This window comes from Ningiella algicola, from assembly GCF_028401415.2.
Taxonomy (GTDB): Bacteria; Pseudomonadota; Gammaproteobacteria; order Enterobacterales; family Alteromonadaceae; genus Glaciecola.
Genome location: NZ_CP171821.2, coordinates 3,825,830 through 3,845,209 on the forward strand (window position 1 = coordinate 3,825,830; position 19,380 = coordinate 3,845,209).

At 45.3% G+C, this 19,380-nt stretch carries 14 protein-coding genes; 10 read left to right on the plus strand and 4 right to left on the minus strand.

The window, feature by feature from the left end; all coding sequences use genetic code 11:
• Positions 1 to 134 precede the first annotated feature (134 nt).
• The 5 genes from prlC (at position 135) to ubiB (ending at position 6,240) form a co-directional block, all read left to right on the plus strand.
• Positions 135 to 2,216, plus strand: coding sequence for an oligopeptidase A (gene prlC, locus PN836_RS16590; protein ID WP_395340377.1), 2,082 nt, complete (start codon positions 135 to 137; stop codon positions 2,214 to 2,216).
• Positions 2,217 to 2,274: 58 nt separating this feature from the next.
• Complete coding sequence (locus PN836_RS16595) at positions 2,275 to 2,973, plus strand: DNA-3-methyladenine glycosylase I (RefSeq protein WP_395340380.1); 699 nt, start codon at positions 2,275 to 2,277, stop codon at positions 2,971 to 2,973.
• A 102-nt stretch (positions 2,974 to 3,075) separates the two neighbouring features.
• Positions 3,076 to 3,870: a bifunctional demethylmenaquinone methyltransferase/2-methoxy-6-polyprenyl-1,4-benzoquinol methylase UbiE gene (gene ubiE, locus PN836_RS16600; protein ID WP_395340383.1), complete on the plus strand. Its 795-nt coding sequence runs from the start codon at positions 3,076 to 3,078 to the stop codon at positions 3,868 to 3,870.
• 1 nt (position 3,871) lies between these two features.
• Positions 3,872 to 4,609 carry a ubiquinone biosynthesis accessory factor UbiJ gene (locus PN836_RS16605; RefSeq protein ID WP_395340385.1) on the plus strand — a complete coding sequence of 246 codons (738 nt, stop codon included), beginning with the start codon at positions 3,872 to 3,874 and terminating at the stop codon, positions 4,607 to 4,609.
• Positions 4,606 to 6,240, plus strand: a complete 1,635-nt coding sequence (ubiB, locus tag PN836_RS16610; RefSeq protein WP_395340387.1) for a ubiquinone biosynthesis regulatory protein kinase UbiB — start codon at positions 4,606 to 4,608, stop codon at positions 6,238 to 6,240. The genes PN836_RS16605 and ubiB overlap by 4 nt, the downstream gene beginning before the upstream one ends.
• Positions 6,241 to 6,279: 39 nt before the next feature.
• Here ubiB and PN836_RS16615 read toward each other — a convergent pair whose 3' ends face one another.
• A complete protein-coding gene (locus PN836_RS16615; RefSeq protein ID WP_395340390.1) occupies positions 6,280 to 7,788 on the minus strand; it encodes a guanosine-5'-triphosphate,3'-diphosphate pyrophosphatase in 1,509 nt (502 codons plus the stop codon).
• 13 nt (positions 7,789 to 7,801) lie between these two features.
• Positions 7,802 to 9,100 (minus strand): ATP-dependent RNA helicase RhlB, encoded by a 1,299-nt coding sequence (rhlB, locus tag PN836_RS16620; RefSeq protein WP_395340392.1) that lies wholly within the window; start codon positions 9,098 to 9,100, stop codon positions 7,802 to 7,804.
• A 137-nt stretch (positions 9,101 to 9,237) separates the two neighbouring features.
• Here rhlB and trxA point away from each other — a divergent pair, with 137 nt between their 5' ends.
• Positions 9,238 to 9,564 (plus strand): thioredoxin TrxA, encoded by a 327-nt coding sequence (gene trxA, locus PN836_RS16625; RefSeq protein ID WP_395340394.1) that lies wholly within the window; start codon positions 9,238 to 9,240, stop codon positions 9,562 to 9,564.
• A 490-nt stretch (positions 9,565 to 10,054) separates the two neighbouring features.
• On the plus strand, positions 10,055 to 11,320 hold the full coding sequence (gene rho / locus PN836_RS16630; RefSeq protein WP_395340396.1) for a transcription termination factor Rho: 1,266 nt from the start codon (positions 10,055 to 10,057) through the stop codon (positions 11,318 to 11,320).
• Between the two features lie 3 nt (positions 11,321 to 11,323).
• Here the strand turns inward: rho and PN836_RS16635 are convergent, their stop codons facing one another.
• Entirely contained in the window at positions 11,324 to 12,379 is a 1,056-nt protein-coding gene (locus PN836_RS16635; RefSeq protein WP_395340398.1) for an SMP-30/gluconolactonase/LRE family protein, read from the minus strand.
• Positions 12,380 to 12,418: 39 nt separating this feature from the next.
• Complete coding sequence (locus PN836_RS16640; RefSeq protein ID WP_395340401.1) at positions 12,419 to 15,745, minus strand: S41 family peptidase; 3,327 nt, start codon at positions 15,743 to 15,745, stop codon at positions 12,419 to 12,421.
• Positions 15,746 to 16,228: 483 nt separating this feature from the next.
• On the opposite strand from PN836_RS16640, the gene PN836_RS16645 reads away from it, so the two are divergent.
• From PN836_RS16645 to PN836_RS16655, 3 genes are all read left to right on the plus strand, one after another.
• Positions 16,229 to 17,500, plus strand: coding sequence for an amidohydrolase (locus PN836_RS16645; RefSeq protein ID WP_395345717.1), 1,272 nt, complete (start codon positions 16,229 to 16,231; stop codon positions 17,498 to 17,500).
• A gap of 217 nt (positions 17,501 to 17,717) precedes the next feature.
• Positions 17,718 to 18,206, plus strand: a complete 489-nt coding sequence (purE, locus tag PN836_RS16650) for a 5-(carboxyamino)imidazole ribonucleotide mutase (RefSeq protein WP_395340403.1) — start codon at positions 17,718 to 17,720, stop codon at positions 18,204 to 18,206.
• Positions 18,203 to 19,348, plus strand: coding sequence for a 5-(carboxyamino)imidazole ribonucleotide synthase (locus PN836_RS16655; RefSeq protein ID WP_395340406.1), 1,146 nt, complete (start codon positions 18,203 to 18,205; stop codon positions 19,346 to 19,348). The genes purE and PN836_RS16655 overlap by 4 nt, the downstream gene beginning before the upstream one ends.
• Positions 19,349 to 19,380: the final 32 nt, after the last annotated feature.

Genomic DNA, 19,380 nt, shown 5'->3' on the forward strand with positions numbered 1-19,380 from the left:
GCTTGTCATTTTATAAATCTACCCCATCTATTTCGTAAGCTAAAGCGTAAAAGTCAATATTAATAGGCTGTTGATGCCTGCACATGTTCTGCTTTGCTGCGCTGTCGACTGTTTTGTACTTAAGGAAATCATAAATGATAAAGCAAATTCCTGCTGGCGATGCTGCCACGGATCTTCATGCCTTACCGAAATTTTCAAAAATCGATACAAAGAGCATAGTCTCTGAGGTGTCAAAAGCCATTGCTCACTGTAAAAGTACCGTTGAATCGGTGGTTGAGTCTGCCGACGTAAGCTATACCAACTTAGTTGAAAAGCTTGAGCAAGCAGATGATGAGCTTAGTCAGCTTTGGTCACCAATAGGCCATACTAACTCTGTTGTTAGCAGCGACGAACTTCGAAGTGCGCATGATGAATGCTTACCGCTACTGTCTGAGTATTCAACCTACTTAGGTCAGCATGAAAAGCTTTGTGCGTTGTATCAGGCATTACAAGAGAGTGATGAATATGCGCAATTGGATACTGCGCAAAAGAAGGTGGTTGATAATGCCGTTCGCGACTTTAAGCTGTCTGGCGTAGCGCTTGATGTTGAGAAAAAGCAGCGTTTTGCCAAAATACGCAGCGAATTGTCCGACTTATCCTCTAGTTTTTCTAATAACCTAATGGACGCAACATTAAACTTTGTAAAGCATGTTGAAGATGAAGCCGATTTAGCTGGCTTACCCGAGTCTGCAAAAGACGCGGCGGCGCAGGCGGCTGAGCAAAAAGAACTCAGCGGCTACGTGTTCACTTTAGATATTCCAAGTTATCTTCCTGTGATGATGTATGCAGATAGCGAAGCGTTACGTGAAGAAATGTACATCGCCTACAGCACGCGTGCGTCAGAGCTCGACACGAAAAATGGCAAATTTGATAATACTGACATCATCAATAAAACCCTCGCCTTACGCTATGAAATGGCACAATTGCTTGGATTTGACTCGTATGCGGATTATTCATTAGCGACAAAAATGGCCGAAAGTAGCGAACAGGTTATTGGCTTTCTAGAAGACTTGGCTGCTCGCTCGAAGCCACAAGCACAGAAAGACTTAGAAGAAATCGAAGCCTTCGCAAAATCAGAATATAACAAAGACAGCCTCAAAGCCTGGGACTATACCTACTATTCTGAAAAGCTAAAGCAGCAAAAATATGCCGTATCAGATGAGCAATTGCGTCCCTATTTTCCAGAAGATAAGGTTATTTCAGGTTTGTTTGAAGTTGTGTCGCGTCTGTACTCACTGCGCATTGTAGAAGTTGAAGGGGTAGACACCTGGCATGAAAACGTGCGCTTTTTTGAGATTCACGATGCGCAAAGCAATGACGATTTTAGCAAAGAGACCTTGAGAGGAAGCTTTTATCTAGACTTGTACGCCAGAGCGAAAAAACGTGGTGGCGCTTGGATGGACGAATGCCGTGTTAAGCGCACCAATGCATCCGGCAAATTACAAACGCCTGTTGCTTATTTAACCTGCAATTTTAACGCACCAGTTGGCGATAAGCCTGCGCTCTTTACCCATGATGAGGTTGTCACTCTGTTTCATGAGTTTGGTCACGGTATTCATCATATGCTGACAAAAGTCACCGTTGGCGGGGTATCGGGCATAAACGGAGTCGCTTGGGATGCGGTAGAGCTGCCCAGTCAATTTTTAGAAAACTGGTGCTGGGAGCCGGAAGCATTACGTTTTATTTCAGGTCATTTTGAGACGGGCGAGCCATTGCCTCAAGATCTGTTAGATAAAATGCTCGCCGCTAAAAACTTTCAATCGGCCATGCAAATGGTGAGGCAGTTAGAATTTAGCCTGTTTGATTTTAAGCTTCACCAGCTGCCGCCTGAACAGGCTGACGTCCAAGCTGTATTAAACGAGGTGAGAGAGCAAGTGTCTGTTATTAAGCCACCCAGCTTCAACCGCTTCCAAAATAGCTTTGGACACATTTTTGCCGGTGGCTACGCTGCGGGCTATTACAGCTACAAGTGGGCAGAGGTGCTCTCGTCAGATGCGTTCTCACGTTTTGAAGACGAGGGGATATTTAATCCCGACACAGGCAAGAGCTTTTTAAGCAACATCCTGGAAAAAGGAGGCTCTCAAGAGCCCATGGAGCTCTTTGTTGCCTTTAGAGGTCGCGAGCCAAGTATTGATGCCTTACTTCGCCATTCAGGGATCAGCAGCGAAGCGGCCTAACATTCGTTTCAGTGCGTCCGATAATAATAAAAAGTGCTAAAGCAAGGAATTGAGGTAAATGGCGATAGAAAAATACGCTGCAATATACCAACGCGCGGCTAAGCGCAAAGGCTCAGAAGCCATGCTGGAATCCTTGCTCTCAGCGCCTTTAAGCAAAGCCGACATCATCGAGATTGGTGATGACCGCTTTCTTGCAGAGTTTACCAAGAAGGTATTTCAATCTGGCTTTGTGTGGCGAGTGGTACGTCAAAAATGGCCGGATTTTGAAGAGATGTTTTGGAATTTTGATGTCGACAAAATTCTGTTGATGCCTGATGAAATGTTAGAGAAAAAAGCGACCGACCCTAAAATTATCCGTAATCTCACAAAAGTGCGCACCATTAGAGACAACGCAATGATGATCAAAGACATTGCGCGAGAGCACGGCAGTTTCGCGAGCTTTGTAGCAAACTGGAACAGTGCAGATATTATCGGCTTATGGGAATTTTTAAAAAAGCATGGAGCACGCTTAGGTGGAAATACAGGGCCATATGCACTGCGTTTTTTGGGCGTTGATACTTTCTTAATCTCTCGCGATACCGAAGGATACTTTGTTCAACATAAGTATATCTCGGGTTCAGTGCGTTCAAAGCGAAGCCTCACAACAATTCAAAGCGCCTTTAACGACTGGCAACAGCAAAGCGGGCGCAGTTTCCAGGAGTTATCCCAGCTTTTAGCCTATAGTGTAGGGGATAACCATGTGGGGATCAGGACTTAAGACTAGCTGAATTTGCATTAAACGCGCTGAGCAAGAGGCACTTTTCTATTTCGGTGGTAGAATCATTATTGATGACGTAGAAATTAAAGAAGAATACAAACTATGACAGACCTTGAAGCACCCGCAAGCGCCAAAAACCAAGAAAACGACCATAAAAACGACACCACCGACTTTGGCTTCACCCAAGTCGATAAGGACAAAAAGGTCAATATGGTTGCAGACGTATTCCATTCGGTCGCGGCAAAATACGACATAATGAACGACGTGATGTCTCTAGGCATCCATCGTTTGTGGAAGCGCTATACCATTGACTGCAGTGGCGTGAAAAGTGGTCAACGAGTGCTGGATTTAGCCGGTGGAACGGGCGATTTAGCCGCTAAATTTAGCCGAATTGTTGGCGAAGATGGTCAAGTGGTTTTGGCAGATATCAACGAGTCTATGCTGCAGGTAGGTAAAGAAAAACTCACCAATATGGGCATCATTGGCAATATTGAATATGTGCAGGCCAATGCAGAAGACTTGCCCTTCCCCGACAATCATTTTGACTTGATCACCATTGCCTTTGGTCTACGGAATGTAACCGATAAATCCGCGGCGCTGGAAAGTATGTTTCGCGTGTTAAAACCGGGTGGCCGTTTATTAGTGCTAGAATTTTCAAAACCAACCACTGAAGCCTTAAGTAAAATTTACGACAGCTATTCTTTTCACGTGCTTCCCAAAATGGGTAAATTAATTGCCGATGATGAAGGCAGCTATCGCTATTTAGCAGAATCTATTCGGATGCATCCAGACCAAGATACGCTTGAGCAAATGATGAAAGACGTCGGTTTTGAGCAAACGACTTACCACAATTTAACAGGCGGCATTGTAGCGCTGCACAGAGGCTTTAAATTCTAAAATGAATGCTGACTCAGCCAATACCACCTCTCCTGAAGCATCTTTAAAACAGGATAACAATAAGCACCAATACATGCACAAGCAAGCGCTAAGCGCATTGCTTGAGGTGGGTATTAAAAAGGCATTAGAACACTCGCTCAACGGCAAGGCTTTACTTAAACCTCTTGAACAAAAAAGATGCATGATTCATGTGCATGAGCTTTCATTGTGTTTGGCATTTCATTTCGCTGCTGAGCAAGTGAATGTATTAAATCAAGAGATGCCTGATGAGGCATATTTAAATGAAATGTCAGACGCTGAGTGCTTTATTAGCCTGTCTTTAGAGGCTTTACCCGAACTTAAAAATAGTAACCAATTCACAAAACTCATCAAGCAAGGAAAGTTAGATTTTTATGGTGATTTGGGTATTGCACAAAAATTCAGTCAAATCTTTGCCGACATTGAATTTGATATTGAGGAGTCGATGTCTGAATACATCGGCGATGCCCAAGCTTACACGGTGATGTCGCAGATAAAGAATTTGCAAAGCCTTGCGGAAAAACAATTAACTTTATTCAGGAATATCTTGAGCGACGCCGCACTTGATGAAAAGCCCATTGCCGTGCGTCCAATAATGCTGGCGAATTTTGTAGATGAAGTGCGCGCATTAAAAACAGACACTGAACGCTTAGAAGCTAAGATGAAGCGCTACGAGTCCTCATTAGTCAGCGCGAACAGTAGGCAAAAAGGAAGCAAATGAAAATAGGCCGCATTTATCGAATTGGCAGTGTGCTGCTGGAGCATGGACTCGATGAGCTTATTCCGAAACGCCTCAGGCCTTGGTATTTTCGTTATTTACGAAAGTGTGTGTTTTGGTTACCGAATAAACACAAAGGTGAATCTCAGGGCAGGCGTTTGCGCTTAGCGCTGGAAACACTTGGGCCGGTGTACATAAAATTTGGACAAATGCTTTCTACACGACGCGATTTGCTTCCGCCTGACCTCGCAAATGAGCTCATGTCTTTGCAAGACAAAGTCCCCCCGTTTGAATCTACCAAGGCGCAGCAAATCATAAAAGACTCCCTGGGCGTGGAGAGTTTAGATGAGTTGTTTGATGAATTTGAGCCTACGCCTTTGGCATCTGCATCAGTTGCGCAAGTGCACAGTGCTCGTTTGAAAGAAAATAGCGAACAAGTTGTGATAAAAGTGCTCAGGCCTGGCATCAAACAAACCATTGAGGCCGATGTGGATTTGTTATCCTCTGTGGCAGGTGTGGTTCAGCGGTGGCTGCCCGACGGTAAACGTTTACGGCCGAAGGAAGTGGTCAAGGAATATCGTCGCACTATCCTAGATGAGCTTGACTTACTGCGGGAGGCCGCAAATGGTATTCAAATCAAGCGCAGTTTTGAAAGCTCAGATGCGCTCTACGTTCCGCACTTTTACTCTGAGCACTGCACCAAAAACGTCATTGTTTTGGAGCGTATTTACGGCATTCCTGTGTCAGATATTGATGCTTTGGTTGAGCAAGGAACGAACTTAAAAGTGCTTGCTGAACGCGGCGTTGAGGTGTTTTTTACTCAGGTTTTCCGAGACAGTTTTTTCCATGCAGATATGCATCCGGGCAATATCTTTGTATCACGCGAGCATCCGGAAAACCCCAAATATATCGGCATAGACTACGGCATAGTCGGCACGCTGAATAAAGAGGATAAACGCTATTTAGCCGAGAACTTTATCGCCTTTTTTAATCGCGACTACCGAAAAGTGGCTGAGCTGCATGTCGATTCAGGATGGGTGCCTGCCGATATTAACGTTGATGATTTTGAAATGGGCATTCGAACGGTGTGTGAACCCATTTTTCAAAAACCATTGGCGGATATTTCCTTTGGTAATGTATTGCTACAGCTTTTTAATACCGCCCGACGATTCGATATGGAGGTGCAGCCTCAACTGGTGTTGCTGCAAAAAACCTTGTTATACGTAGAGGGGCTTGGTCGGCAGCTCTATCCACAGCTCGATTTGTGGAAAACCGCGAAACCTTTTCTAGAAAACTGGATGAAAGAGCAAATTGGTCCTCAAGCCATGTTTAAGCAGCTCAAAGAAAACTTGCCGTTTTGGAGTGAAAAGCTCCCTGAAATGCCAGATTTGCTATTCGATACCATGCGCCAAATGAAACAGCTTCCGGTTCAGCTCAAAGCGCAGCACGAGCGTGAATTACGTCAATTGGCGAGTATTCAAAAAGCAAGAATAACGGGGCATTTAGCCATTGCCCTGAGCATTGGGTCGTTAGCGGCGCATTTACTTGGGCAGCATCATATTTATAGCGTGATATTGGGCGTGGCTGCCGTCTACACTTGGTATCGCTCTTTCAAGATGCTATCGAATGATTAGTAAAAACACTTAGTCATATCGCTTTTAAAACAACGCAGTTTAGGTTAAGACTAGCTGCCAGCCAGCCTTGTGCTGAAGCCAGCATTCATGCATAAGTTCGGTATGAATTAGGGGGTGAGCAATTTTCATGTCTTGCTCAAATTCCAAATGCCAAACCTCGTTGCTATCGATGAGTAAATGGCCACGAGGCACCGCTTCGTCTTTTCTTCTATTTACCAAGATAATACTAATTCGCAATATCCGCATGGCGTTTATTAGCATTTGCCTTAAGGCGTCCTGATAACTATCAAGAATCGACAAATCAATCTCTTGTCTGTGCATGGACACTAAATCAGTGATCATCTTTCGTTGTAGCGTGGTGAACCCGGTTAATTCAACATGTGACAGAATGTAGGCGCCATGCTGGTGATAGGCCTTGTATCCAATATGCAAACCCAGCTCATGAAGCGCAGCAGCCGCGCCTGTAATGACTTCGGTGTCAAAATCACAGAAGTCACTTTGCTGGCACATTTCTCTGCACATATTGATAGCGAGCGTTTGGCATCGTTTGCTATGAGAAGGGTCGATATGAAAACGCGCGATCAGTTGATTAATGCCTTGCTCACGCCGGTCACTTTTTTGATAGTTCTCAAGCATGCCATACAAAATGCCTTCTCTTAGCGCACCACCAGAGATTTGCATATTATTAATGTCGAGACTTTGAAATAGCGCAATCAGTATCGCCAAACCGCCTGGGAATATTGCTTGTCGCGAGGCGGGCAGTCCTTTTATAGATAAATTATCGATGTGTTTAGCATCAACGCAAAGGCGCATTAAATCATACAGATAGTCCAGACGTATCGCGTCGTTCACCCCTTGTTTGACTAAAATACTGACCACTGCTTGAGGCGTGCCTGATGCCCCTAAGCATTGCTGCCAGTCAAAGCATCCGAAGGTATCGCGATGCTCATCAATTTGCGTGTGTGCATGGGCGATGGCTTTGTCAAAGCCCGACTGACTTAAGCTCCCTTGGCTAAAGTAGCGCTCCATGTAAGTCACACAACCAATATTCAGGCTGGTTAAATAAAGAGGCTGTAAATCACGTCCAACAATGACTTCTGTGCTTGCTCCGCCAATATCAATGACCAAAGTATTGCCTTGATTCGCTGAGGTGTAGGCCACCCCAAGATAAATCTGTCTGGCTTCTTCTTCGCCGCTGATAATATTGATTTTATGCGCCAAAATTGATTCGGCCGGGCTGATGAAGTCGGATACGTTAGTAGCGAGGCGCAGTGTCGCGGTAGCAACAATTTTAATGTTGCGAGCAGGGATGTCTTGCAGTTTCTCGGCAAAATTTTTGAGGCAATTTAGACCTCGCTCGATGCTCTGGGCATCTAGCGTATTATTCTCGCCTAATCCCGCCGCCAGACGGACTTTTTGCTTATTTTTACTAACAATCTGCACGCTGCCCGCCAAAACGCGAACAATCACCATATGAAAGCTGTTAGAGCCTAAATCGACCGCTGCATAGTATTCGTCTTGAAAGGCGGAGTAGCCAAGTTCGCTCATCTAAAACCTTTGTTTAGTCTTTCTTTGGAGCGCGTCTTCTTGGGCCATCTTTACGAGGGCCTCGACTTCCATTTCGACTACCGCCCCGATTACCTCCTGGTCGTCCGCGCGTGCTGCGTGGTTTCATTTTCGGCGCCTTCACATCTTCTAAGAGGTGAAGGGGATTGTAGTCTGTCACGGGAATGTCATGGCCAATGTAAAGCTCAATGGCAGTTAAGTTTTGCGCATATTTCTCGCATGCAAAACTGATCGCTTTACCGAGTTCACCCGCACGGCCGGTTCGCCCAATGCGATGCACATAGTCTTCGGCGTCATCGGGTAAATCGTAGTTAAACACGTGAGTCACTTTATCGATATGTAAACCGCGCGCTGCCACATCGGTCGCAACTAATATATCCAGATTTCCTTTGGTGAAGTCATCAAGGATACTCAGGCGTTTTTTCTGCTGTACATCACCGCTTAGCAAGCCTACGCGATGGCCGTCATTCTCAAGCCAGCCTGTTACCCATTCGCAATCATTTTTAGTATTGGCAAACACAATGGCTTTATCAGGCCATTCTTCTTCCATTAGGGTAAGCAGTAAAACCGGTTTATCTTCATTAGAAGGATAAAAGAGCTCTTCGCTAATACGCGAATTTGTTTTGGTATCGGGGGTGACTTCCACGCTTATTGGATTATTCATATGTTCGTAGGCTAGTTCCTGAACCCGCATGCTTAAGGTTGCCGAAAAGAGCATGTTTAAGCGCTCAGAAGGTGGCGGCATGCGTCTGAATAAGTAGCGAATGTCTTTAATAAAGCCCAAATCAAACATTCGGTCGGCTTCATCAAGAACGGCCACCTGAATATTTTCAAGGGTAAAAACATCTTGCTTGTAGTAGTCGATAATTCGACCACAGGTACCAATTAAAATATCAACGCCCGCGTTAAGGGTTTCGCGTTGACTTTCATAGCCTTCGCCCCCATATACCACCCCAACTGATAAGCCAGAGTGTTCGCTTAGCAATACTGCGTCATTGTGAATTTGTACCGCTAGTTCGCGAGTTGGTGCCATAATAATGGCACGAGGGCCGTTCTTAGGCGTCTCTTTTGGGTTATTGAGCAAGTAATGGAAGGTCGCCACCAAAAAGGCGATGGTTTTACCCGTACCTGTTTGTGCTTGCCCGGCAACATCTTTTTCTGAAAGTAATTGCGGCAAACTCATGTCTTGTATTGGCGTACATTGAGTTAACTTAGCTTCTTCCAATGCCTTAAGCACTGAGGGGTGGATCGGAAGCGACGAAAATAACGTATTGGTTAAATGTGTAGTTGGCATAGCTTATAGCTTATCATTGCTTGCATTGAAAACCGATTCTATATAACACTATCAGGCAATTCGAGAATCTTTAGCACGATGTTCATGTCGAGCATCATGTTGAAGCGTCCAAGACGTAGCCTAAAATGGAGAAAAGAATGAGCGACAACATAATCGCATTAAGTGACGACAAGTTTGAAGCCGATGTTATCAACGCATCAGGTCCTGTTTTAGTTGATTTTTGGGCAGAATGGTGCGGCCCATGTAAGATGATCGCGCCTATATTAGACGAAATTGCGACCGAGTACGATGGCAAGGTAACAGTTGGAAAGCTGAATGTCGATGAAAATAACGAAACGCCGCCTAAATACGGTATTCGTGGCATTCCAACACTATTGTTATTCAAAGACGGCGCGGTAGCTGCAACCAAAGTAGGCGCTTTGTCTAAAACGCAGCTCCAAGAGTTTTTGGATGACAATATTTAGTCAATAGCGAATTAAACTCGCGAAACAATGAGCGAATCGACCAAACCCACCTATCGATAATTGCAAAAATGCATTTTTGGAGAGACGGTTTGGTCGATGAGCTTACAAAAACTAATCACAATCAAAGCTGGACGCTCGCAAATTAAGGTGCTACCTTTGGCACTACTCACCAAAAGTAACAACTTCGCCTTTATGGCAATTTCTAGATTTTCGTCAAAAAACGTATTCAGTGCTCCAATTTACGAGTCTTGACGCAAATGTCGGCATACAGCTTGCTTATATTAGTGTCATGAATACTGACAACACGCTGTAAGCCAAAGCGCTAGAAAACTATAAAGCGAATGTGATTACCGAATGATTTCAGAATGATTAACATTAGCGATGAATGATCTTGCTAGTAACAACTAACCGTAAGTGACCGTCATAAGTATCTGCATTCATCAAATGCTTAAGATGGCGCGAAAAACCTCAACCTCAAAGACCCACCAACATGAATCTAACCGAACTTAAAGAAAAACCCATTAGCGAATTAGTGGCATTAGCCGAGAAAATGGGGCTCGAAAACCTTGCCAGAGCGCGCAAGCAAGACATTATATTCTCCATACTAAAAGCGCACGCGAAAGGCGGCGAAGACATCTTCGGCGACGGTGTGCTTGAAATTCTCCAAGATGGTTTCGGATTTTTACGATCTTCCGACTCTTCCTATCTTGCGGGGCCTGATGACATTTACGTTTCACCCAGTCAAATCAGACGCTTTAACTTGCGTACAGGTGACACGATCGCTGGCAAAATAAGACCGCCGAAAGACAGCGAACGTTATTTTGCGCTTTTGAAAATCAGAGAAGTCAATTACGACAAGCCTGAGAATTCTCGCAGTAAAATTTTATTCGAAAACTTAACACCATTGCATGCCAATCAGCGTTTGCGTATGGAGAGAGGCAACGGCAGTACTGAAGACATTACTGCTCGTGTGCTGGATCTGGCATCACCTGTGGGTTGTGGTCAGCGCGGATTGATTGTTGCGCCGCCAAAAGCAGGTAAAACCTTATTGCTTCAAAATATTGCGCAGTCGATTGCTGCCAATCATCCGGATTGCACGCTCATGGTCCTACTTATCGATGAGCGGCCGGAAGAGGTGACGGAAATGCAGCGCTTGGTTCAAGGTGAGGTGGTTGCCTCTACTTTCGATGAGCCGGCAAGCCGTCACGTTCAAGTGGCCGAAATGGTCATAGAAAAGGCAAAACGCTTGGTTGAGCATAAAAAAGATGTGGTGATACTGCTTGATTCTATTACGCGCTTGGCGCGCGCATACAACACTGTTATTCCATCCTCGGGCAAAGTATTAACCGGTGGTGTGGATGCAAATGCATTGCACAAACCTAAACGCTTCTTTGGTGCTGCACGAAATGTGGAAGAGGGCGGAAGCTTAACGATTATTGCAACTGCCCTTATCGATACAGGCTCTAAGATGGATGAAGTCATCTACGAAGAGTTCAAGGGTACAGGCAACATGGAGCTGCACTTAAATCGTAAGATTGCTGAGAAGCGAGTGTTCCCAGCCATTGACTTTAACCGCAGCGGCACGCGTCGTGAAGAGTTATTGACGAGCCAAGTTGAACTTCAGAAAATGTGGATTTTGAGAAAAATCGTGCATGAAATGTCTGAGATTGACGCGATGGAGTTCTTAATAAGCCGCTTGTCCATGACGAAGACAAATGATGAGTTCTTCGATTCAATGAAGCGGCAGAAAGGCTAAGCGCTATCGTTTGATAACGGCAATACCATTTGAGTGCAGGGAGCCTAAATAGAGCTTACCTTCGTGCTCATAGACCGAGGTGACGGCAGTATACTTGCTGTCACCTTGATAGTTTGCGATGACGTTTCCGTATGTGTCATATCCTAAGAAAAACCCATAGTGCTCTGTAGGTTCAAACCACTCGATTGGCAATGCGCCCAGCGCTCTGCGAAGTGCAGGGAATGCCGCTAGGCCCTCAACTCGCCAATCTCTTAAACTGACCATGCCAATCCAAAACTCGCCTTTGTCATTGTAACTAATATTATCTGGCATCCCCGGAAGATGCGATGCAAACACGCTCGTAGTGCCTGCGGTATCGCCCACTAAATGGTGTTTTAAAATGCGTGATTTTCCGGTTTCAGCAACCAGTAAGTATTCGTCGTTAGGGCCTAGCGCCACACCGTTGGCAAAAAATAGCCCATCCATCACTTTTTCGACGTCTCCGCTTTGGGCGCTGTATTTATAAATGCTGCCAGTGGCACTGGTTTCTAAAAAGTCATAAATAAAGTTATCGATTGAGTATCGAGCGCTAGCATCTGAAAAGTAAATATCGCCGTTTTCGGCAATGTCATGATGGTCAATCAGCAGAAGTGATTTGCCCTTGTATTGCGTCACTAAGGTGCTTATTTCGCCTTCGGGCGTAATGGATAGTAAGCCTTTAACAGGGTCTGAAACGACAATATTACCGCTTTTGTTTAGTCTCACGCCAAGCGGGCGGCCACCTGTATTGGCAATGACGCGGATATTGTCCGGTTCATTTACATCAAAGCTCACCACATCGCCGTTTTCTAATCCTGTGTAAAGCAATCCCTCACTTGTGACCACAATATCTTCAGGCGCGATAAGTGTACTTGCATGCAGCACCATGGCGGTATTCAGTTCATCATTTTCCATGAACATATTTTGCAAACCTGCATTGGCATCGGGTTGCCATGACTTTGGTCTGATCGGCGATATTGCATATAAACTGCCAAATCCAATGGCAATTATTAGCAAAATGACAATAAAGGTAGTTTTCATTCCATGTTGACCTTAAAAATTGACGGCTATCAACGCTGTCTATTGAACGTCTCCCGCAGGCGTTGCGACATCTGGAAACGGTTTTGCATTAAACGCAGGGATCGGCTGAGTCTGCATTTTCTTCTGCAAATATTCAATCGCCGCTTCAAGTTGCGCATCATTACCTAAGAAACTGGCGTGAGGTAAATTGTCTACCTCAATGTCAGGACTAATACCGCGGCCTTCTGTGATCCAATTACCCTGCATATCATACACTGGGAATTCTGCAACACGCGCAATGCCGCCATCCACTACGTTGTTTCCGCCGCTTAACCATACCCCTGCGCCTGCGGTCTGTTTGCCGATAACGGTACCTAAATATAATGCTTTTATACCAGCGGTAAACGTTTCGCCGTCTGAGTAAGTAAATTGGTCGGCTAAAACAACTAAATGCCCTCTGAAGGTCTGCTGCATGTTGGTCTGTTTTTCACCATTCGGAGATTGCCAGAATGACCACGCGCGTCTGAGAAGTTTTTCGATGATCACGCTATCGATGTTGCCGCCGCGATTTCGCCTGACGTCTATGATCAGCGCCGGTTTATTGTATTGCGCATAAAACTCGCGAGCAAAGTTCGATAAATCTCGTGGGCCCATAGCGTAGAGGTGTAAATAACCAATATTTGAGCTGATGGCATTTACTTCGCGTGCATTCGACACTACCCAATCGTTGTAGCGGTATCGTGTTTCCATTTGCAAGTTTTGCGGTACCACCACCACTTGATGACTTTTGCGCTTGCGTTTAATGTCCAGCAATACCTGTTGTCCAGCCTGATTCAATAATGCAAGCTGCAGCTGGGCAATGCTGCGAATGGATTGTCCGTTTATCGCGGTGATTATGTCACCGTTTTTTACATCAACACCTGGCATTGATAAAGGAGGTGATTGGCTAATCAATTCCGCGTCATGCTGATAAATTTGCGCGACTAACACCCCTGATTGGTCGTCTGTTTCGCGATATACTGCGCCAAGCGTAGACATATTTGGCGCGTTTTCATTTTTAAGGATATCTCCCCCACGCACTTGCGAGTGAAGTGCATTTAGTTCACCCATCATTTGTTTGAAGATATCATTTAACTCATCGCGGCTGCTTATTCTGTTCACAAGTGGCATGTACTTTTGTTTAACGCTCGGCCAATCGATACCGCGCATATTTGCGTCAAACAAACCATCTCTATGCATTAACCAAGCGTCTTTAAACATTTGTTGCCATTCGGCTTTGGGTTCAACTTTGATACGCCATTTTGATAAGTCCAGCGCAAAATCTTGAGGCGATTTAGGGTAGGGTACATTGGCATCCACCACCGTAAATTTTGAATTTTCTCTCCGGCCGGTTTGAATAAGCAATACTTCTCTATTTGTTGATAATTGAAAACTTTCAACATCCTTAGCATAGGTTTCCAGTTTTGCATCGTGCTCTAGTGCGATGGTTTTAAGGTGGCTCTTCCCTGAGTCCACCTGGTCTAATACAAACAAGGCTTCTCTTCCCGCATTTAAGCGATTAAAGTTACCTGCAGGTGTATCTATTTGCCACAACCTGGATTGAAGCCCATCCCAGTCCACTTCGACTTCAACATCATCATCTTTATCACTGTCATTTGAAGTTGGGCGATTTAGCTCATTTGGAGGTGCAAAGGGAAAGTGGGTGTCCTCATTGAGCGCGAAGGCAAATACCTGAGTGCGCTTATCAAACACTTGCCCCATGTTTCTATCACCCCAAGGGTTACCGGGACTTGCCTGAAAGGCACGATCACTTAAAAAATAGAGCCAATGACCGTCGCTGCTGAAAGTGGGGGAGTATGAGCTATATTTGGCTGAGCTTAGCACCTCGAACGTATCTTTGTTCAAGTCATACAATATAATCTGCGGTCGCTCGCTATGGCGTTGCTGGTAAGCGAAACTAATAAATCGACTGTCAGGAGAAAACGCAATATTGTCTAAAAAACCGCTTGATAAATCGTCCAGCAGCAAACGATTTTTGCCGTTAGATAGTTTCAGAGCGAACAGTTTACCGCTTTTGTCAGTGTGTAATAAATGCTCTGAGTTTGGCGACAGCCACAAGCCTGTTCGGCGGATACTGCCGTCTGAGGTCAGAGGCTCTCGAGCACTGGAGCCGTCTGCACTCAATCGCCATATCTCATATTCACCGCTTTCATCGCTAATAGCATATACAGACTTGCCGTCATGGCTCAGTGTGCTTGCGCGAATTCGAGAACGGGGGTCACTGGCAACCTGCACGAGTCTGCGCCCATCAGTATGTGCAATATTCGCTTTACCTCTAGCAGTAAGGGCTACCATTGTCCCGTCATTGCTCAGGGAGATACTATCGAGATATTTCAGAGGTTCACTCAGATAACGAGATTGCAGATTCGCGAAATCAGACTGTAGTCTTAGTTCAATTGTACTGATCGCGCCACTTGCAACGTTGTATTGCTTGATATCAGCCCCGTGCTGAAACACGATAAGGCCGTTATCTAGATAGGGTTCACGCACCGCCCAATTATCAAAGTCAGTGTGCTGAATCACATCAGAACCATCAAATTTCATCGAATAAATATTGTCTAAACCCGCATCGTTACTTAAAAAGAAAAGGCGTTCCTTGTTGGGCAAGTTATGTAACATCGGTGCTCTGACAGAACCTTCATGCGCCTTCGTTAGATTGACGGCTTCTGCCCCGGCTTTGCCTATTTGTGATAAGTCAAACGACCACAGTTCGCCTTTACCGCCACCTTTATAAAAATTTGCGTTGTCGGAAGACACTTGCAGGCCAAATTGCGTAAAAAATACCGTGCCAGCGCCCGTTGATGAGTTTTTTTGCAGTATTACGCCTTCCACTGCATCAGACAGGGGTAACACCTGAGTTTGTAAGGTATCGATATCGACCGTTTTTAATATCCAGCTATTGTGTGCACCGGCATTGCCTACTGTGCTATATAAAATGCGGGTATTATCAATGAAGCCGTGCAGTTTGGTATTGCCCGCTTCAAAGGTGACTTGCTTGGAAGCTGAACCCGTCTTAGATATCAGGTAGACCGCAGGCACATTTGCGTAATCACTCACATAAGCGATAAGCTCGCCATCTGGTGAAAAGTGCGGGTCTCGCTCAATATTTGGATGTGAGGTAAGGCGAGCGGCAGTGTCTGCACTTTCGCCGTCAAGCTTTGAGAGCCACAAGTCGCCCTGGCTGACAAAAACAAGAGACTGCGCGCGCAAAGCAGGATCTTGATAATACCCAAGGTTGTCGCCAAGGCTTGAGCTTAATCGTGCGTAGCTTACTGGATGAGCAAGGCAAAGTAGAAGTAACAAACAGCAAAGTCGTTTTAGTTGCATTTACATATCTCTTGGTAATGACTCGTAAATTCACTCAGCATAAGCTAAGGTTGAAACGTAATTTATAGTGTTTTTTTGAAATTGTGTATCAAATCTTACGCAGCTTTGGGTGACCCAAGCTAGTTCTGTGAGTAAAAGTGTACTATTTACAAAGGCGCTTATTACAAAGGCGTTTATCTTGACGGTAACACCGCACGCTATTAAAACGTGCTTTTAAAGTAACGCTACAATGAAATTCAACGCAGAATACACTCGCTTTTGCCGCTGTGCGCGCAATCTATTATTACGGAAGCTAATATACGGAAGCTCAAAATGGTATCGAAAACCACATTCTCACACCTTTACCCTCGGCTATCAGCAGACATTACAAAAGAAATCATCTCCAGAAAACGCTTTTATACGGCAATGCGTTCACTGTCGTTTGGTTTTTGTATGGGTGTCGGACTGTTAGCTGAATGCGCAAGCGTTTATGCAAACGATGATATGGCGTCAAGCGCCGGCAAGGATCTGCAAGCACTCGTTGAACAAAAGGCTGATGACATTGAATCAAAGGTGATTGCTTGGCGGCATCACCTTCATCAATACCCAGAGCTTTCTAATCGAGAGTTCGAGACCGCAAAATATATAGAAAAACATGTTAGAGCCCTTGGGCTTGAGGTGCAAACAGGTGTCGCAATCACCGGGGTAGTCGCAGTGTTGGATTCAGGCAATCCGGGTCCCACAGTTGCACTTCGCGCGGACATGGATGGTTTACCCGTTAAAGAGGAAAACGATTTGCCGTTTAAATCGGTGCAGATGGGTGAGTTAGAAGGTAATCAAGTACCCGTGATGCATGCCTGCGGACACGATACTCACGTGGCTATGTTGATGGGGGCGGCTGAGATTTTGGTCAGCATGAAAGATCAGCTTAAAGGCAAGGTAAAGTTTATTTTTCAACCCGCCGAAGAGGGTGCACCTGCAGGAGAGCGTGGCGGTGCTGAAGTTATGGTGGAAGAGGGTGTGCTTAAAAACCCTGATGTTGACGCTATCTTTGGCCTACATATTAGCTCGAATACGGATGTGGGCAAAGTTCGTTACCGTCATGGGGGCATTATGGCAGCTGTAGACCCCTTTAAAATTGTGGTTAAGGGCAAACAAGCGCATGGTGCATATCCTTGGAAGAGCGTTGACCCGATTACTACGTCGGCACAAATTATTATGGGACTGCAAACCATCGTGAGTCGTGAAATACGCGTGATTGATGATGCAGCGGTGGTCACTATCGGCTCTATTCACGGGGGGAATCGTTCAAACATTATCCCAATGGAAGTCACAATGGTGGGGACAATTCGCACCCTAAATGAAGCGGCGAGAGAACACATGTACGAAGCAGTGCCTCGCAAAGTCAAAGGCATTGCCCAGAGCATGCGCGCAGAAGCTGAAGTAACGCTGCCGCTTGACTATAACTACCCTATAACCTTCAATGACCATGAGTTGATGGATCAAATGCTGCCCACACTCATTCGAACTGCTGGTAAAGAGAATACCATTAACTCGAAGGCGGTTACCGGTGCAGAAGACTTTTCATTTTTTCAAAAAGAAGTGCCTGGTGTTTATTTATGGGTAGGCGGAAAGCCGCTCGATGTGCCAGAAGAGGAGTCACCTGCTCATCATACCCCTGAGTTTTTTGTTGACGATAGCGGCATGAAACTCGGCGTACAACTGCTGACTAACCTCACCATCGATTATATGAATGCAGACACATCTGTGAATTAGTGCGTCATTTATTTACCGACAATACGCAAAGCGTGACATGAAGTCTAAACCTAAGTCGCGCTTTTTCTTTCTTTTGCATATAATGGTCGGTTCTCGCGTCTAACTACACCCTAAATCAAAGGGTATCTGAAGCCTTCAATGGTTTCGCCTGGCTAAGTCTAGCAGCTAAGCTGCAACGTATGCTTTGGGCGCTGTTTTACTATTTAGAGGATAGATAATGGCTCAAGTTGCTATTGTTATGGGCTCACAATCTGATTGGCCTACCATGCACAATGCTGCAAAAATGTTGGAAGGCTTAGGTGTGTCTTTTGAAGCCAAGGTAGTGTCGGCACATCGCACTCCTGAGCTATTAAGCGAATTCTCAAAAAGCGCAGCAGATAAAGGCTTTCAGGTCATAATTGCCGGTGCTGGAGGTGCTGCACACTTACCGGGTATGATTGCTGCTCACACACATCTTCCGGTATTCGGTTGCCCGGTCAGGTCCAGTCAGCTTAATGGTCTAGACTCCCTGCTATCTATCGTACAAATGCCCAAAGGCGTTGCTGTGGGTACTTTAGCCATTGGAGAAGCGGGTGCAGCAAACGCGGGTCTCCTTGCAGCGCAAGTCGTCGCGCTGAACAATTCAGCGGTGCGCGACAGTATTATTGCCTTCAGACAACAGCAAACGGATACCGTGCTTGCCAATCAAAGCTTGGAGCTTAAATGAAGATCTTGGTGTTTGGTGCAGGCCAACTGGCCCAGATGATGTATCTGGCAGCCGCACCTTTGGGTGTTGACGTTTATGCAGTCGATGTAAATAGCCGTGAAGTGCTTAATCCCATGAGCAAAGAAAAGCTCGATATGAGTATTGAGTATGCTATTTCAGATGTGGATGCCGTAACCGCAGAATTTGAACATGTACCAGAAGACTTGCTCTTACTCGCTGAAAAAAGTGAAAAACTGCTGCCTAACATGAATGCGATATTAACCGGTGCAGACAGAGTGCGTGAAAAACAAGTGTTTGAATCAAACGCTATCGCAAATTGCCCCCACATGGTCATCAATGACCTTTCACAACTGGATGCAAGCATACAAGCATTAGGCGCGCGAATCATATTCAAAGCCAGCCGCGATGGATATGATGGATACGGACAATGGCGTTTATTGTCAGGCGATGAAAAACCGAAACTCATCCAAGCGTTTGCCAGTCTGGATTTGAAACGCGTGCCTTTGGTTGCTGAAAAAATGCTGAGTTTTGAACGCGAAATATCAATCATCGGAGCGAGAGATGCTAAGGGTAATACTACCTATTTCGACGTTGCTGAGAACTTGCATCATGAAGGCCAGCTTCATGTGTCTGTTGCGCCTGCTACCCATCTTGCACAAAGCACTATCAACAAAGCACATGAAATATTTGACCGCATCGCTACGGCACTCAACTATGTAGGCGTGCTTGCGGTTGAAATGTTCCAAATGGGTGACTCACTGATTGTGAATGAAATTGCGCCACGGGTGCATAACTCTGGTCACTGGACACAAAAAGGCGCAGATACTTGTCAATTTGAACAGCATATTAGAGCAGTATTAGGCTTTCCATTGGGAGCAACTACAAGCTCGGGTGTAACTGCGATGATTAACGTCATTGGTTGTACAAGCTTCTCTCGAGATATCATCAGCATCGAAGGTTGTCATCTGCATTGGTACGGAAAAGAGCTGCGCGTAAAGCGTAAAATGGGGCACATTAATGTTGTCGCTGAAAACTACGCCAGCTTGGGTGAAAAGTTATTGCAATTATTAGCGTATTTACCCGAAGAATACTTCCCCTTGTTGAGAGGCGAGGCGAAGCGATTGTCAGCACTTGATGCTTGACAAGCATCTACAACATTCTACAATCCGTAGCT

Coding starts and splice junctions, on each gene's coding strand:
- prlC (WP_395340377.1), top strand. CDS start 135: ATGATAAAGCAAATTCCTGCTGGCGATGCTGCCACGGATCTTCATGCC.
- purE (WP_395340403.1), top strand. CDS start 17,718: ATGGCTCAAGTTGCTATTGTTATGGGCTCACAATCTGATTGGCCTACC.
- rhlB (WP_395340392.1), bottom strand. CDS start 9,100: ATGCCAACTACACATTTAACCAATACGTTATTTTCGTCGCTTCCGATC.
- PN836_RS16605 (WP_395340385.1), top strand. CDS start 3,872: ATGAATGCTGACTCAGCCAATACCACCTCTCCTGAAGCATCTTTAAAA.
- trxA (WP_395340394.1), top strand. CDS start 9,238: ATGAGCGACAACATAATCGCATTAAGTGACGACAAGTTTGAAGCCGAT.
- PN836_RS16655 (WP_395340406.1), top strand. CDS start 18,203: ATGAAGATCTTGGTGTTTGGTGCAGGCCAACTGGCCCAGATGATGTAT.
- PN836_RS16635 (WP_395340398.1), bottom strand. CDS start 12,379: ATGAAAACTACCTTTATTGTCATTTTGCTAATAATTGCCATTGGATTT.
- PN836_RS16640 (WP_395340401.1), bottom strand. CDS start 15,745: ATGCAACTAAAACGACTTTGCTGTTTGTTACTTCTACTTTGCCTTGCT.
- ubiE (WP_395340383.1), top strand. CDS start 3,076: ATGACAGACCTTGAAGCACCCGCAAGCGCCAAAAACCAAGAAAACGAC.
- ubiB (WP_395340387.1), top strand. CDS start 4,606: ATGAAAATAGGCCGCATTTATCGAATTGGCAGTGTGCTGCTGGAGCAT.
- PN836_RS16645 (WP_395345717.1), top strand. CDS start 16,229: ATGGCGTCAAGCGCCGGCAAGGATCTGCAAGCACTCGTTGAACAAAAG.
- PN836_RS16595 (WP_395340380.1), top strand. CDS start 2,275: ATGGCGATAGAAAAATACGCTGCAATATACCAACGCGCGGCTAAGCGC.
- rho (WP_395340396.1), top strand. CDS start 10,055: ATGAATCTAACCGAACTTAAAGAAAAACCCATTAGCGAATTAGTGGCA.
- PN836_RS16615 (WP_395340390.1), bottom strand. CDS start 7,788: ATGAGCGAACTTGGCTACTCCGCCTTTCAAGACGAATACTATGCAGCG.